The organism is Cysteiniphilum sp. JM-1 (assembly GCF_008711525.1).
GTDB lineage: Bacteria > Pseudomonadota > Gammaproteobacteria > Francisellales > Francisellaceae > Caedibacter.
In genome coordinates this window covers 37,359-52,591 of record NZ_VXKS01000007.1, presented here as the reverse complement: position 1 = coordinate 52,591, position 15,233 = coordinate 37,359, and the positions used below count along the sequence as shown (strand labels likewise).

General features: G+C 40.1%; 12 protein-coding genes and 1 other RNA gene. 9 read left to right on the top strand and 4 right to left on the bottom strand.

Annotation, left to right across the window (positions count from 1 at the left end):
• Positions 1-52: 52 nt before the first annotated feature.
• The 4 genes from F3D68_RS04640 (at position 53) to F3D68_RS04625 (ending at position 5,103) form a co-directional block, all read left to right on the top strand.
• On the top strand, positions 53-1,255 hold the full coding sequence (locus F3D68_RS04640) for an amino acid permease (protein ID WP_191092705.1): 1,203 nt from the start codon (positions 53-55) through the stop codon (positions 1,253-1,255).
• 276 nt (positions 1,256-1,531) lie between these two features.
• The gene (locus F3D68_RS04635; RefSeq protein ID WP_151193292.1) at positions 1,532-2,215 is read left to right on the top strand and encodes a DNA-binding protein; all 684 of its coding nucleotides are present in this window, start codon (positions 1,532-1,534) and stop codon (positions 2,213-2,215) included.
• A gap of 180 nt (positions 2,216-2,395) precedes the next feature.
• Positions 2,396-2,739: RNase P RNA component class A (gene rnpB, locus F3D68_RS04630), an RNA gene on the top strand.
• Positions 2,740-2,895: 156 nt separating this feature from the next.
• A complete protein-coding gene (locus F3D68_RS04625; protein WP_151193291.1) occupies positions 2,896-5,103 on the top strand; it encodes a RelA/SpoT family protein in 2,208 nt (735 codons plus the stop codon).
• 133 nt (positions 5,104-5,236) lie between these two features.
• Here F3D68_RS04625 and trxB read toward each other — a convergent pair whose 3' ends face one another.
• Positions 5,237-6,187, bottom strand: coding sequence for a thioredoxin-disulfide reductase (gene trxB / locus F3D68_RS04620; protein WP_151193290.1), 951 nt, complete (start codon positions 6,185-6,187; stop codon positions 5,237-5,239).
• A gap of 108 nt (positions 6,188-6,295) precedes the next feature.
• Positions 6,296-6,892 (bottom strand): hypothetical protein, encoded by a 597-nt coding sequence (locus tag F3D68_RS04615; RefSeq protein WP_151193289.1) that lies wholly within the window; start codon positions 6,890-6,892, stop codon positions 6,296-6,298.
• A gap of 274 nt (positions 6,893-7,166) precedes the next feature.
• On the opposite strand from F3D68_RS04615, the gene F3D68_RS04610 reads away from it, so the two are divergent.
• The 4 genes from F3D68_RS04610 to dnaJ all read left to right on the top strand — a co-directional run bounded on the left by F3D68_RS04610 (position 7,167) and on the right by dnaJ (position 12,219).
• The gene (locus F3D68_RS04610) at positions 7,167-7,991 is read left to right on the top strand and encodes a hypothetical protein (protein WP_151193288.1); all 825 of its coding nucleotides are present in this window, start codon (positions 7,167-7,169) and stop codon (positions 7,989-7,991) included.
• A gap of 189 nt (positions 7,992-8,180) precedes the next feature.
• Positions 8,181-8,768, top strand: coding sequence for a nucleotide exchange factor GrpE (gene grpE, locus F3D68_RS04605; protein WP_151193287.1), 588 nt, complete (start codon positions 8,181-8,183; stop codon positions 8,766-8,768).
• Between the two features lie 283 nt (positions 8,769-9,051).
• Positions 9,052-10,992 (top strand): molecular chaperone DnaK, encoded by a 1,941-nt coding sequence (gene dnaK, locus F3D68_RS04600; RefSeq protein ID WP_151193286.1) that lies wholly within the window; start codon positions 9,052-9,054, stop codon positions 10,990-10,992.
• A 96-nt stretch (positions 10,993-11,088) separates the two neighbouring features.
• Entirely contained in the window at positions 11,089-12,219 is a 1,131-nt protein-coding gene (gene dnaJ / locus F3D68_RS04595) for a molecular chaperone DnaJ (RefSeq protein ID WP_151193285.1), read from the top strand.
• On the opposite strand, the gene F3D68_RS04590 is transcribed toward dnaJ, so the two are convergent.
• Entirely contained in the window at positions 12,194-13,147 is a 954-nt protein-coding gene (locus tag F3D68_RS04590) for an FUSC family protein (RefSeq protein ID WP_151193284.1), read from the bottom strand. The two genes, dnaJ and F3D68_RS04590, sit on opposite strands and share 26 nt — an antisense overlap.
• A 184-nt stretch (positions 13,148-13,331) precedes the next feature.
• Between F3D68_RS04590 and F3D68_RS04585 the strand changes: the two genes are divergently transcribed.
• Positions 13,332-14,012 carry a response regulator transcription factor gene (locus tag F3D68_RS04585; protein WP_151193283.1) on the top strand — a complete coding sequence of 227 codons (681 nt, stop codon included), beginning with the start codon at positions 13,332-13,334 and terminating at the stop codon, positions 14,010-14,012.
• Here F3D68_RS04585 and fabV read toward each other — a convergent pair.
• On the bottom strand, positions 14,009-15,202 hold the full coding sequence (fabV, locus tag F3D68_RS04580) for an enoyl-ACP reductase FabV (protein WP_151193282.1): 1,194 nt from the start codon (positions 15,200-15,202) through the stop codon (positions 14,009-14,011). The genes F3D68_RS04585 and fabV overlap by 4 nt on opposite strands.
• Positions 15,203-15,233 lie beyond the last annotated feature (31 nt).

The window sequence follows — 15,233 nt, the reverse complement described above, 5'->3', positions numbered from 1 at the left end:
AGATGAAGCTTCGCTAATTTTTTGATGCAAAAACATGTTTGAAAATCATACACTGCATACGGTTTCAAGGATGAAAAAACTTGGAGGTATTTTGTTAATTGCCGGTACATCGATTGGCGCGGGAATGCTAGGTATTCCGTACGCTGTTGCTGCAGTTGGCTTTAAAAGTGCGCTGATCTTGTTGTTTATCAACTGGATTATTATGCTGGCAACAGCCTTGTTGATTGTTGAGGTTAATGTGCGCCAGCCCTTAACGGCAGATCTAAATACCATGGCGTTTGCTACTTTGGGACGCTTTGGACAAGTTGTCAATTGGTTGGCTTATCTATTGCTGCTATATGCATTAACCACAGCATATATTGCGATGGGTGGCGGGTTGCTTGATCAATATGTGCTAGGGGTGAGTAACTCGGGCGGTTACGGGGCGCTGTTATTTACCGTGATATTGGGTGCGGTTATTTATTTTGGCACCTCAGCAGTTGATCACTTAAATAAACTGTTTTTCACCCTTAAAGCACTTTGTTTTATTGGGATTATTGTGGTGATCGTGCCATATGTGCAAACCAGTTTATTGAGCACGCAGAGCATGGGGATTGGTTATGCGTGGTATGCTTTCCCTATCTTGATTACTTCTTTTGGCTTTCATATTGTGATCCCAACGATTCGCAATTATTTTAAAAATGACCATGAGTTAAAGCGCATTGTTGTTATTGGTGCGAGCGTGCCATTTATCGTTTATGTAGTATGGGTTATTGTTACTTTAGGTGTTGTCCCTGTATTGGGTGAGTATGGGTTTAAATATCTGATGACACATGGTGTTGATTTAGGTAAGGCGTATCATCATCTACTGAATGTGCATGCAGCCAGTGGCTTTATTGTTGGGTTTTCTAATATTGCAGTCACAACATCTTTTCTTGGCGTGACGTTAGCACTCTTTCACTTTAATCAAGATGCTTATCGCTTGAAGAAATCGACTAAAGCAAAGCTTTTAAACTTTGTGATCACCTATGTGCCACCATTGATATTTGCTGTTTTTTTCGTCAATGGATTCTTGGCTGCATTAGGCTATGCCAGTATTTTTGTTTGTATTTTACTGATTATACTGCCGGCGTGTATGGCATGGTCATTAAGAAATAGTGAGGAGCGCAATACGCTACCCAGCAAAATATATTTATCATTATTGATCCTATTGGGTGCATTTATTATTGTGCTGCAAATATTAAGTAGTGTTGGTCTTTTAGCAGTATTAGCATGATTTCTCTTGAGCTTGAGCATATTTTTAGTCATAATTCAGCCGTTTTCATTTACCTTTAAAATGATTTTCTGCTAAAACTAAATTGTACGTATTCGATGGGCGTACATTTTTCATTTGCTATTAGGTGACTCGTTTAGGGATTGTTTCTGTTTATTGGAATATCGAAACCTTTGGTGAGATTGAATTAAGCTTAAAAGTAAATGCTAAGTAAGAAAAAATAGAAAAAGTTTAAAAAATTAAAAATAAAAATATGAAATATCTTAATTAAGGGAATTCATGTCGGAAGATAACCAGATAACTTATGATGAACTTGCTGCAGTTGCCGAACGCCTAAGTTGTGAGGGGCGCAAAGTCACACTTGAATATGTGCGTCGCGAGTTAGGTAAGGGCACGCATGCACAGATCGCGGTCCTTCTTGGTAAGTGGCAAAAAGAAAATGCGCAATTAATGCATGAAAATAAAAATGTAAGACCTAAATTTTCACAATCAAGATCTGATGATGAGAGAAATGCAAGCACTTCTTCGTTGCGTAGACCGGATATGAATGGCTTTAAATCAAAAAAAACTGTGCGTCAACAGCAATCTGCTCATGGGCAAAGCGAATACAGAAAATCTTACTCAAGAACGCAATTTATAGGTAATGGTAATTCTGATGAGTCTTATGAAGCGATCGCACCGCGCGAGTCATTGACTTCGGAGCGTTTAAAGGCCGAACCTGCGATTATCCAGAAGCTTTTTCAGGCATTAGCCATCATTAGAAGTACACGTTTGTTAGCGCAAGAGCATTATCAAACAGCACAAAATGAGTTACTTAATACGCGCATGACCTGTGATCAAGAAGTGCGTGACTTTCAAAAAACGGCAAATGAGCAATTACTAGCATTGCAAACAGAGTTTAGTCGCTTGAAAACAACTTATGATCAAGAGATTATTGCCATTCGTCGCCAGTTAAGTATATAATTCTGCCCGCTAAGTTGATCAGACAGTCGCGTCTTACCACTTTTTGTAATTTAGTATTTAGATGTTGAAGATGACAATAGATGTTTCATCATTCATTACCTCTCTCCTTGAGGGAGAGGTCGTGCAGCTTAGGCTGCGCGGGTGAGGGGTAATTGTAACAGAACTTATTTATTTAGTTGCTAAGTTAAAGTGCAAAGTTACAAAAAGTGGTAGGACGAGGAAAGTCCGGGCTTCAAAGAGCAAGATGCCAGGTAACGCCTGGGAAGCGTAAGCTTACGGAAAGTGCAACAGAGAATAGACCGCCTGTATTGTTATATAGGTAAGGGTGAAACGGTGTGGTAAGAGCGCACCGCGCTTTTGGCAACAAAAGTGGCATGGTAAACCCCATCTGAAGCAAGGCCAAATAGGGTTGTAATAGTGTGGCTCGCGCTGCAACCGGGTAGGCTGCTTGAGCATTATGGTGACATAATGCCTAGATAAATGACTGTCCACGACAGAACCCGGCTTATCGATTGACTTAGTATTTTTTACCTAATGCAAGATGTTTGATATTTATCATACTTTCACTAGGGTTTTTCACTGATTTTCGTTATCCTTAAATACAGATTTTATTGATTGTGCATGCTTGAATTCTAAGTGTGGACTTTAGATTTTTTAAGATGATTTTTGGATAGATAAGAATGGTGCAAGTAACGGACAAATATGCCTTAACCGATGAAGGGTTGATTGATTTTCAAAAATGGTTACCTTTGTTAGAAGACTTTTATCCAAAACAACGTTTAGCAACGATTGCCGGTGCAATTGATATTTTAGCGCAATACGGTGTTGACGAGCCTTCGGTGCATGGTGGCACTTGTTTTGGTTACGGTGTTGAAATGGCGGCAGTGCTTTTTGATTTGCAGGCGGATGAGGAATCCGTTGCTGCCGCATTGTTATTTGAGCTTCATTATAATCAAAAAATTTCGCCTGAGCTTGTACTTGAGTCTTGTGGTGAAGCGGTGTTGAAGATTCTTGATGGTGCGACAGCTATGTCGGCAGTCAGAGCATTGCAAAATGACAAACCTAATCAAGCGCAAATTGATACCTTTCGTAAGATGCTATTAACGATTGTTGAAGATGTGCGCATCGTGTTGGTTAAGTTGGCAGATCGAGTATGCACGATGCGTGCGGTTAAGAACTGGACGGAAAGCTATAAGCAGACAATTGCTAAGGAAATTCTTGAGATATACGCACCATTGGCAAATCGCTTGGGCTTGTCAAAGACAAAATGGGAGCTTGAAGATCGTGCTTTTGCCTGTTTATATCCTGTTGAATATAAGAAAATCGCCAGAGGACTAAAAAAGAAGCGCCTGCAGCGTGAGGCTTATATTCATGATGCGATGGAGATGCTTGCAGCTGAGCTTAAGAAAGAAAATATTCATTTTGAGCTATCTGGTCGGGTCAAGCACATCTATAGCATATGGCGCAAACTACGCAAGAAAGAGCGTAATCTTGATGAGCTATATGATATTCGAGCGATGCGTGTTTTGGTTGATTCGGTTGATGAATGTTATCGCGCGTTAAGCATTGTTAATCAATTATGGGAACCAATAGCCAGTGAATTTGCTGATTATATTGCTACACCTAAGCCCAATGGTTACCGCTCCGTGCACACTGTTGTCTATGGGCCTGAGCACTTAACGCTCGAGATTCAAATTAGAACACAGCAAATGCATAATGAATCTGAGATGGGGGTGGCGGCACATTGGCGCTATAAAGAAGGAGTTAAGCATGATCCAAGTTACGAGGCTCGCGTTAATTGGTTGCGATCGTTACTTGATTGGGAAACTGAGCTTGCTGACGAGTTAAAAAGTGATGAGCTTAAAAAAGAGCTTGCCGGAAATCGGGTGTATGTGTTTACCCCTAATGGTGATGTGATTGATCTTGAGTTAGGATCCACTGTCCTTGATTTCGCCTATATGGTGCATACGATGATTGGGCATCGCACCAAGGGGGCTAAAATCAATGGCAAGATTGTGCCGTTAACAACGAAGCTTAGCACAGGGGACAAGGTTGAGATTCTCACTCACAAGGAGCCAAGCCCCAGTTTAGATTGGTCAAATGCTGGTAGCGGTTTTATTCATTCAGCGAAAATTCGCGCACGCGTCGCACGTTGGTTTAAACAGCTCAATAAAGAGCAAAATGCAGCCTTGGGTCGTGAGCGTCTTTTGGATGAGTTAAAGCATCATCGCTTAAAGTCCATTGATTATGCTGAAGTCGCCTCACATTTTAATATGGCAGATGAGGAAACGTTGTATGCGGGTATCGAAACTGGGTCTCTGCGTTTTAATCAGGTGGTTAATTATATCGTTGAGCATTACAAGCTTATTGAAAAACCAACGGTTGAAGAAGTGGCGATTAAAAGTGTTAATGTCACACAAAGTTTAAAAGACAATGCACGCAAAACGGATTTAACAATTTATGGTGTTGATAATTTATTGTCACATATGGCAGGATGCTGCAAGCCGGTGCAAGGTGATGATATTGTTGGTTATCTAACGCATGGGCGAGGTGTGACAGTGCATAGAGCGGTGTGCCCTAACTTCTTGCGTTTAAGCTTAAGCTCGCCTGAGCGAGTGCTTGATGTGCAATGGGGAAAAAAAGACCTAAGGCGTTATCAGGTAGATTTGCTCTTGATTTGTAGCGATGTTGAAAAGGCGGTACACGAAGTTACCAGTATTTTGACGATTGAAAAGATAACGATTGCAGCATTACAGCCTTCGCACTCAGATAAACATAAAACGATCAAACTAAGCTTAATTTTGATGGATATGCAAACCTTAGATACGTTGGCTAAGAAGATGAGCTCAACAGCTTATGTTGAGAATGTCACACGTGTGATTGCGTAATTTGAATTTTTAGTACTGAATAAAGAATAAGTTGCATCAATTAGCACCTCTCCCCTTGTGGGATTGCTCGTGCAGCTTAAGCTGCGCGGGTGAGGAGGGATTGAAGTTCAACTTATTATTTCTGCATTATGACTTACTTCAGCGCATCAAGATATTTCTCAGCATCAAGTGCTGCCATGCACCCCGTGCCAGCTGAAGTAACCGCTTGTTTATACACATGATCCATTACATCTCCTGCGGCGTAAACGCCTTCGATAGATGTTTGCGTGGCATTGCCAGTAAGACCGGATTTAACCGTAATATAGCCATTTTCCATTTGAAGTTGATCATTGAAGATCTGTGTGTTTGGAGTGTGACCAATGGCGATAAATACGCCATCAACGGCAAGCTCTTTGGTAGTATTTGATTTGACATCTTTGATACGTACACCAGTTACACCTGCATCATTACCTAAGACTTCATCAAGGGTGTGAAACCATTCAAAACGAATGTTGCTTTCTTTTGATTTTTTCATCAATTGATCAATCAAAATTTTCTCCGCTCTTAACTCATCACGGCGATGAATTAAGGTCACGGTTTTGGCAATATTAGATAAATAAAGCGCTTCCTCAACGGCAGTGTTACCTCCTCCAATAACTGCGACATCTTTGCCACGATAGAAAAATCCATCACACGTAGCACATGCAGAAACGCCTTTGCCCATAAACGCTTCTTCAGAGGGAAGTCCCAAATATTTGGCACTTGCCCCTGTGGCAATAATCAGTGCATCACAGCTGTATTGATCATTATCCCCAATCAATTTGAAAGGGCGACTCTTAAGATCTACTTGATTGATGTGATCGTAAATCATCTGAGTGTTAAAGCGTTCAGCTTGGGCTTGCAGCTTTTGCATAAGCTCAGGTCCTTGAATGCCGTTTTCCTCACCTGGCCAGTTATCAACGTCAGTTGTTGTGGTTAATTGCCCACCTGGCTGCATACCAGTAATAATCACTGGGTTTAAATTAGCGCGTGCAGCATAGATAGCTGCTGTATAGCCCGCAGGACCGGATCCCAAAATAATAAGTTTATGATGATTTTGTGCCATCTTTTTTGCTCCATAATATCAAACAATCAAACGACAACATGGTAAACGGAAAGCGCGCTGGAAGCTATTGCCGATTTGAAATTAGTTGATGTTGGGGGGTGGTGTGCTTTATTGTGTTATCAATGCATTACTACAACCTTCAAATTGCCAGTAGATAAAGGGGAAATCATTGGAGTTTTCATTTTGGCTTGGAGTGCTTTTTTGTTTAGAGTTCGCTTGTAAAATTCGTGGGTAGGTTGAGCTATTTACTGTATATGGCGTGAGTATAATTGTACCTTTTGGATTATCCAAAGTAATGCTCAAAGGGTTATATACGACTGTCGCATTAAATGTCATTGAAAAATCAGATGAAATGAATTGCTTACCATTATGACCATCATCTGTGGCACTTTGAAAACAAATTTTTCCACTATTACAGTCTTCTTGACCATTGTTATAAACACCTTCTATGGCATTTGAGTGAATGCTTTCCATAATTGCTTTGGACTGGCTAATATCAAGATAGAGTGTCGCCTGTGAGACATCAAAGCTAATGCTACCATTTTTAGCATTCCCTGGATCAAGGGCTGTACTTTTCCAAATCGAGACTTGATTGTCGGCACATAAACTTACGATGCCTCCTTGCTGGTCTGCGTAAGCATGATTTATTTGGAAAAAGGCTAAGCAAATCAGTGATAAAGAGGTAAATCTTGTTGTTATATTCATAGATATATTCCTTTAGGTTCGTTGATCATTGATAGGTATAGCAAAGGACAATAGATATATCAAATATCATGCAACTATACATGTTGATTGATCTCTGCAGTAACAAAACTAAGTGAAGTTATATTGCGATTGAAAATAATGTTTTTGCTCAAAATTTATTTAAATTTTATTTGACTGGATGTGTTTTGTGAGTTAATTTGTTGCGCGAAAATAATACAAATTGTTTTCGCCCCCTCCCTCCGATAATCAAATAAAATAGGAAGTAAATGTATTTATGACATTCCATAAAAAAACGATTCTTAAGGCATTTTCATTATTAAGTATATCTGTTGCAGCCTTGACACTAACTGCTTGTGGCGGTGGTGGTGGCTCTGATGCTGGCACCGGTGGTTCTGTTACCCCTTTAAGTGTAAACCTAGATGCAGCATTTGCGCCTGGCGAGTCAGGACAAATTAGTCTGCAAACTTCATCTGATGTATCAAAAGTAGGTGTTAATTATCAGCCTGTGAATATCGCACAAGTCATATCAAGTATCAAAACCTTAGCAGGCTCGGACTTTACGCAGCACTTTACAATTAGTAATGGTAATTGTGGTACTGAATTGCAAGCGCAAGGTGGTGAGTGTCAATTGCAAATCACAAGAAATAATATTCCTAATGAAGATGTTAATGCTTATGAGAGAGCTAGCACAGTTACTATAAATGGTGTTGAGCAAAGCATTGATCTCAAATATGCACTTATTAGTACACGATTTATTATTGAAAGTGGTAATAATCTAACTGTGAGACCTTATATCAACTTAGAACAAGCAAATACTCCAATGTATTTTGCGCTAGACAATACGACGGCACAGCTAACTTTATCACTAGGAAGCCAATCGTTCTGTTCATTGTCAAACGTAAGCCAATCAGGAAATCCTGTATACAAGCTAGTTAATAATGCACAGGATGCTTCATTGTGCACCTTGGTGGTAACAAATGCTCCAAATGGCACACAAATGCAAGCGTATTGGCAGTATCAAAATAACACGCCAGCAAGTTCGGTAGTTAATGGCAAATTTGTCATCAATAATAACGTTTTAACGCAAGAGACAAATTAAGCTTTCTCTCGCAAAAAAAAACCATGGATAAATCAGGATAGGGATGTCTATACCGCTCGTAAAATGGTTTGTGAACGGTATATCAATCGTTAGATGATAATTTATTAAAATAATTTCTTGAAAAGCGCAAAAGCGCCCGCAATTGTTACGCCGTAATAAAAAACTTAAAAAATAATTTAAGGTGTATCAATGTCACATAAACATCCAAAACAGCACGAAGAAGATTTTGAGTTGATGGCAGGGGAAGCTGCTGATCAGGAAGCTGCTGAATCTCAAGATATGATTGATGAAGTTATTGCACTTCGTAAAGAAAATGAGTCACTTAAGGCAACGGTTGCTAATATGCAAGACACCGTTGCTACTGCTGATGATAAAGTATTACGTGCCCATGCCGAGATGGAGAATATTCGACGTCGTGCACAAAAAGATGTTGAGAATGCACATAAGTTTGCTTTGGAAAAGTTCGCGAATGCATTATTACCTGTGCTTGATAGCATGGAGAAGGCAACTGAAGTTTCAGCTGAGTCTGAGGAAGCTAAAGCAATGTCCGAAGGTGTTATCTTAACGATGAAGATGTTGGTCGACACGCTTGAGAAATTTGGTGTGACACAGCTTGATCCAGAGGGTGAAGTATTTGATCCAAATAAGCATGAAGCGATGGCAATGTCACCTAATCCTGAGATGGATGACAATATGGTGATGAATGTCTTTCAAAAGGGGTATGAGCTTAATAATCGTGTTATTCGTCCAGCGCGTGTTTTGGTTGTTAAAAACTAAGACCTTATACTCCCTACTTTGTAATATAGTGTAAACGTAGGGGTGTATGGCATAGTAATCAATAAGAATTAAGTTGAGTTTTAATGATTCCCCTCACCCGCGCAGCATAAGCTGCACGACCTCTCCCGCAGGGGGAGAGGTGAGAAATGGAGCAACTCATTTCTTCATTGTTAAGTGCAAAAAGTGGAAAATTTAAGAAACAAACAAAATAAAAACAAATAAAAACTTGAAAAATAAAAACGCGTCAACATATTTTTGAGCGTTGAAATAAAAGGAGATCATAATGGGTAAAATTATTGGTATAGATTTAGGTACAACGAACTCTTGCGTTGCGGTAATGGATGGCAAAACTGCTCGTGTTATCGAAAATGCAGAGGGTGCACGTACAACGCCATCAATCGTAGCATACACTGAAGGTGGTGAGATTCTAGTAGGGCAAGCGGCTAAGCGCCAAGCAGTAACGAATCCACACAATACACTATTTGCTGTTAAGCGTTTAATTGGACGCAAGTTTGACGAGAAAGTGGTTCAAGAAGATATCGTTAAAAAGGTTCCTTATAAGGTAATCAAAGCAGACAATGGTGATGCTTGGGTTGAAGTATTAAAAGATAAAAAAATGGCGCCACCGCAAGTATCTGCTGAAGTATTGCGTAAAATGAAAAAAACCGCAGAAGATTTCTTAGGTGAAACGGTAACAGAAGCGGTAATCACTGTTCCTGCTTACTTTAATGACGCGCAACGTCAAGCAACAAAAGATGCAGGTCGCATTGCAGGCTTGGATGTTAAGCGTATTATTAACGAGCCAACAGCAGCGGCACTTGCTTATGGCATGGATAAGCAAAAGGCAGATCAAACGATTGCTGTTTATGACTTAGGTGGCGGTACATTTGACGTATCTATCATTGAGATTGCTAACGTTGATGGCGATAGCCAAATCGAAGTATTAGCAACTAATGGTGATACTTTCCTAGGTGGTGAAGATTTTGACGTTGCATTAATGAACTATTTAATTGATGAGTTCAAGAAAGACAGTGGTATTGATCTACATAATGATACTTTAGCGCTTCAGCGTTTACGTGAAGCCGCTGAGAAAGCGAAGATTGAATTATCATCTGCGCAACAAACAGATGTTAACTTGCCATATATAACAGCGGATGCAACGGGTCCTAAGCATTTAAATATCAAAGTAACGCGTGCTAAATTTGAATCATTGGTTGAAGATTTAGTTAAGCGCTCAATTGAGCCATGCAAAAAAGCATTACAAGATGCAGGTCTTAAAGTCTCTGAAATTACTGATGTATTATTGGTTGGTGGTCAAACACGTATGCCTAAAGTACAAGAAGAAGTTAAAGCATTCTTTGGTAAAGAGCCACGTCGTGATGTAAACCCTGATGAAGCGGTTGCAATGGGTGCTGCCATTCAAGGTGGTGTATTAGCCGGTGATGTGAAAGACGTATTACTTCTTGATGTAACACCATTATCTCTTGGTATTGAAACAATGGGTGGCGTGATGACCAAGTTGATCGAGCGTAATACGACGATTCCAACTAAAAAATCACAAGTTTTCTCAACAGCAGAAGATAATCAGCCAGCGGTGACAATTCATGTATTGCAAGGTGAGCGTGAAATGGCGTCTGCAAATAAATCACTGGGGCGCTTCGACTTATCAGACATTCCACCAGCACAGCGTGGCATGCCGCAAATTGAAGTAACTTTTGATATCGATGCCAATGGTATTTTGAATGTATCAGCAAAAGATAAAGCAACTGGCAAAGAGCAAAATATTGTGATTAAAGCATCAAGCGGATTATCTGAAGATGATATTAACAATATGGTTCAAGATGCTGAAGCCAATGCCGAAACAGATAAGAAATTCCATGAGCTCGTTTCAGCGCGCAATACAGGTGATAATTTATTACACAGTGCGCGTAAGTCATTAAAAGACTTAGAAGGCAAAGTATCTGAAGATGAAAAAGCAAAAGTTGAAGCGGCATGCACTGATTTAGAAGCTGTGTTAAAGACAGATAACAAAGATGATATCGAAGCAAAAACAAAAGCATTAGAAGAAGCGTTTGCACCGATTGCACAAAAAGCCTATGAGCAAGCACAAGGTCAAGCGAATGCTGAAGCAGGTGCTTCATCTGAAGAACCAAAACAGCAAAAAGCAGATGATAATGTGGTTGATGCTGAGTTTGAAGAAGTTAAAGATGACGACAAAAAATAGTTAATCTCAAGAAACTATAACTTTTAACTTGAAAAATGCGGGCATGTCCCGCATTTTTTATATCGTTTTGAATTGAACTAGAATAATGGTAGTACTATGCCTAGAGATTATTATGAAATATTAGGGGTATCCAAAAGCGCAACAGAGCAAGAGCTTAAGCGTTCATATCGTAAATTGGCGATGAAATATCACCCAGATAGAAACCCTAATGATAAGGATGCCGAAGCTAAATTTAAGGAAGCATCTGAAGCTTATGAGATTTTAAGTGATGCACAAAAGCGTGCCGCCTATGATCAATTTGGTCATGCGGGAGTCAATCAAGGTGGTGGACATGGCGGCTTTGGTGGCGGACAACAAGGCTTTGGCGATATATTTGGTGATATATTTGGTGATATATTTGGCGGTGGTGGCGGTCAAAGATCGTCAGGACGCTCGTCACGCGCGCAAAGCAGGCGTGGTAATGATTTACAATACAATCTAGAAATCACGCTTGAAGAAGCCGTACACGGTACAACCAAAAAGATTAAAGTACCAACCTATGTTTCATGTGATAGTTGTCATGGCTCAGGTGGTTCCGGTAAGCAAACATGTGGTACATGCCATGGCGCGGGTGCTGTGCGTATGTCACAAGGTTTCTTTTCCGTTGAGCAAACCTGTCCAACATGTCATGGTAGTGGACATACCATTAAAGATCCATGTCGTGTTTGCCATGGGCAAGGACGCAAGCAGGATGTCAAATCACTTTCTGTCAAAATTCCAGCAGGTGTTGATACTGGTGATAGAATCAGATTATCAGGCGAGGGTGAAGCCGGTGAAAATGGCGCACCTGCGGGTGATCTATATGTCCAAGTACATGTCAAAGAGCATGCAATTTTTGAGCGTAATGGTTCGGATCTATATTGTGAAGTACCAATTAGCATTATGACAGCGTGCTTAGGTGGCGAGCTTGATGTGCCAACGATTGATGGTAAAGTCAAACTTAAGATTCCAGCTGAAACACAAACAGGCAAAATGTTTAGGCTAAGAGGCAAGGGTGTTAAAGCCTTGCGTGGTAATAGTATGGGTGATTTGATGTGTAAAGTCACCGTGGAGACACCGATTAATTTGAATAGCAAGCAGCGCGAGCTGTTAGAGGCATTTGGTGATTCAATTGGTGAGCATCAAACACATTCACCAAAATCAAAATCCTGGTTTGACAATGTTAAAGAGTTTTTTGCCGGGAATTGAGGTAGCTTAAAACAGCGCTGCTAATCAGACCGATCAAACTACCGATAAACACATCAACTATCCGATCACTGCTGGTGTATAAGTAATGCGCACCGGCAAAAGTGACAATAAAAAAACAACGTGTTGCAAAGGATGCAGTATAGTTGTTGATTCCTCGTAAACTGAAAATAATACCGATAAAGCTCAAGTTAAAAATCAATGGGCTATTAAGGTTAAACAGCAGTGTGACGATGATCCCTAATGATAAGCCAATACATGCGCCAGTGATGCGTTTTTGAATCTTATCTCGTGCCTTTTTAAAGCTCAGACTTGCTACTGATAATGATGACCATAGCAGCCATTGCGGTTCAGCTAGTTGTGAAAAATGCCAAACAAGCATGCTGATTAAAAGAGGCAGGAAATAAACACAGTAATGAATGCTGTGTTGTGACTGTAGCTGTAATGTGAAGTTTTGATAGCCCTTGGTTACTTTTGTGCGTAGGCTAATGAGAAAAACAATGGCAACACTCAACAGACTAATGCCAAAAAGCTTAGCGATGATCGTGAAAGTGACCAGATCACCATATGCTCTTGTTTCAAAGGCAGTGTAAATAATACCGATAAATAAATATGCGCCCATGGATTTAAAGCTTGGATTATAGGTTTCAACAATGCCAATCATAATCGCAATGATGGAGACGACACTGATAAAATAAAAATCACTATGCATCAGCAGTTTGACTAAAACAAAGGTGATGACAAATAAAAAAATAAGCATCGCCAAGGCAATTCGCTTACTGGAATGATCACAAAAAGGAATAATCACTGCAGCAGCATATAAGCCACACAGTAGATAAATAGGTTGTGAAAGCAGATAACTTAAAATAGCCGCAGGTAAAACCGCAATAAGCATTTTAATGATGGATGAATAATTGAAAATTCTATGCATATATACATCCCTTTTGTTGTTGATGCTCAGATTATATTACAGCTCAATTAAACCTTACATTCATTTAGTCTAGTTGGTTGTTTAGAATATCTAAATTGATGAAAAGTTGGCGAAACATATCAACCTTTGCTATTGATAATGCTACTATTTCAAGCATTGTCGAGTAAATATAAGTGAATATTTCATGCGAATATTAGTCGTTGAAGATGATGAAATGTTAGGTGATGGTATTGTTGAGGGTTTAAGGCAGCATAATTATGCCGTTGATCTAATGCGTGATGGCAAAATGGCTGAGCTTGCCTTAGATACTGAGCCTTATGATGCCGTAGTCATGGATATTGGTTTGCCGCATAAGGATGGTATTGCCATTGTTAAAAGCATTCGAGCGAAAGGCAATGCGGTTCCCGTATTGCTATTAACAGCGCGTGATGCGGTTGATGATCGGGTGCGCGGACTGGATTCAGGAGCGGATGATTATTTGACAAAACCTTTTGATTTATCTGAGCTTTTGGCAAGAATGCGCGCATTGGTGCGCCGTTCTGTCGGTCGCAGTGAGCCTAAGATTAAATTTGAAGCACTTGAGCTAGATCCTGCGGCACAAACACTAACGATTAATGGTGAGTTCGTTAAGCTATCTAGGCGCGAATTTGCGCTATTGGAGTGTTTGTTAGAGAATATTGGTAAAGTGGTTTCTAAAACAAAGCTGCTTGAGAAACTCTATGGTTGGGATGAAGAAGTTGACTCCAATACCTTAGAAGTGCATATTCATAACTTGCGTAAGAAAATCCAGAACAAATATATTAAAACATTGCGTGGCGTTGGCTATATTATTCAAAAACCACCGCAAGAAACATCAAATGGCTAAGGTTGCTTTGATTTTAATGTGTCAATATCGATAGATGCATCATAGTCAACACCTGTAACATTAAAGCCATTGAGCTCAAGGAAGTCTTGATAAAAGCCAGCAAAATCACTGATCTCTTTAAAGTTCTCAGAGGTCATTTTTGACATGATCGCATTAGTCAAGATTTGAGTGTTGTCATCCATTTCAAGATTATCAGGACGTACGCGTCCAACCTCATCGGTAATACGCTTATTGCCATACAGCATATCACGCATAAAACGATCGATTTGCTCGATAGTGTTCTCATGTGTGCCAAGTTCTTTCATGACCTTGAAAAGTGCACAACCATAGAGTGGAAATAGAGGGATAAAGGCGCTAGCCTTGGTAACCAATGCTTTGGCAACGGTAACAAATGCTTCACCCTGTAGATCGTGCAGTTCTTTGTTAAGCGTTAGTGCGGTTTTCTCTAAATGACGCTTAGCAGCACCAATCGTGCCTTTTTTATAAATAGCATCGGTGCCATCAGCACCATCATAGGAATAAGCGGTGGTTTTAAAGCCATCGGCTAAAACGCCTGCGTCTTTAAGTGACTCAATCCAAAGCTGCCAATCCTCGCCACCCATGACTTTAATTGTTTCATCAATATCATGCTTTGTTGCAGCCATCATCTTGCCATCAATAATGATCTGCTTATTCAGATCAAGGGTTGGAGCAGCTATTTCACCGACGGTGCTTTTCAATACAGAGCTATGTGTAATACCAGTTTTTGGATCCGTGCGTCTTGGTGAAGCAAGGCTGTAGATTAATATATCAATCTTGCCGTCAAATTCTTTTTTGATCATATCAATGGCTTGTTGTCTCACCTCATCAGAGAAAGCATCGCCAATAATGTTTTTAGCAATGAGTCCGTCCTTTTCAGCTTGCTCTTTAAACCAGATGTTATTCCACCAGCCAGCGCTACCTAAGCGTTTATCATTAACACCCGGTTCAAATGATACGCTAATCGTATCAGCGTTAGCTCCATAGGCAAGGGCAATGCGTGAGGCAAGACCATAGCCAGATGAGCCGCCAATAATCAGTGCACGCTTTTTATTAGAGAACTTTGGTAAGCTTTTCATATAATTAATTTGTTTTTCAACAACTGCTTTACAGCCTATTGGGTGAGGGTTCTTAACTAATCCGCCACGCATAATTTCAGGTTTTACAATCATGATATTTCCATGAGTTGAGATCTTAAAGTAT

Coding starts and splice junctions, on each gene's coding strand:
- F3D68_RS04635 (WP_151193292.1), top strand. CDS start 1,532: ATGTCGGAAGATAACCAGATAACTTATGATGAACTTGCTGCAGTTGCC.
- F3D68_RS04625 (WP_151193291.1), top strand. CDS start 2,896: ATGGTGCAAGTAACGGACAAATATGCCTTAACCGATGAAGGGTTGATT.
- trxB (WP_151193290.1), bottom strand. CDS start 6,187: ATGGCACAAAATCATCATAAACTTATTATTTTGGGATCCGGTCCTGCG.
- F3D68_RS04615 (WP_151193289.1), bottom strand. CDS start 6,892: ATGAATATAACAACAAGATTTACCTCTTTATCACTGATTTGCTTAGCC.
- F3D68_RS04610 (WP_151193288.1), top strand. CDS start 7,167: ATGACATTCCATAAAAAAACGATTCTTAAGGCATTTTCATTATTAAGT.
- grpE (WP_151193287.1), top strand. CDS start 8,181: ATGTCACATAAACATCCAAAACAGCACGAAGAAGATTTTGAGTTGATG.
- dnaK (WP_151193286.1), top strand. CDS start 9,052: ATGGGTAAAATTATTGGTATAGATTTAGGTACAACGAACTCTTGCGTT.
- dnaJ (WP_151193285.1), top strand. CDS start 11,089: ATGCCTAGAGATTATTATGAAATATTAGGGGTATCCAAAAGCGCAACA.
- F3D68_RS04590 (WP_151193284.1), bottom strand. CDS start 13,147: ATGCATAGAATTTTCAATTATTCATCCATCATTAAAATGCTTATTGCG.
- F3D68_RS04585 (WP_151193283.1), top strand. CDS start 13,332: ATGCGAATATTAGTCGTTGAAGATGATGAAATGTTAGGTGATGGTATT.
- fabV (WP_151193282.1), bottom strand. CDS start 15,202: ATGATTGTAAAACCTGAAATTATGCGTGGCGGATTAGTTAAGAACCCT.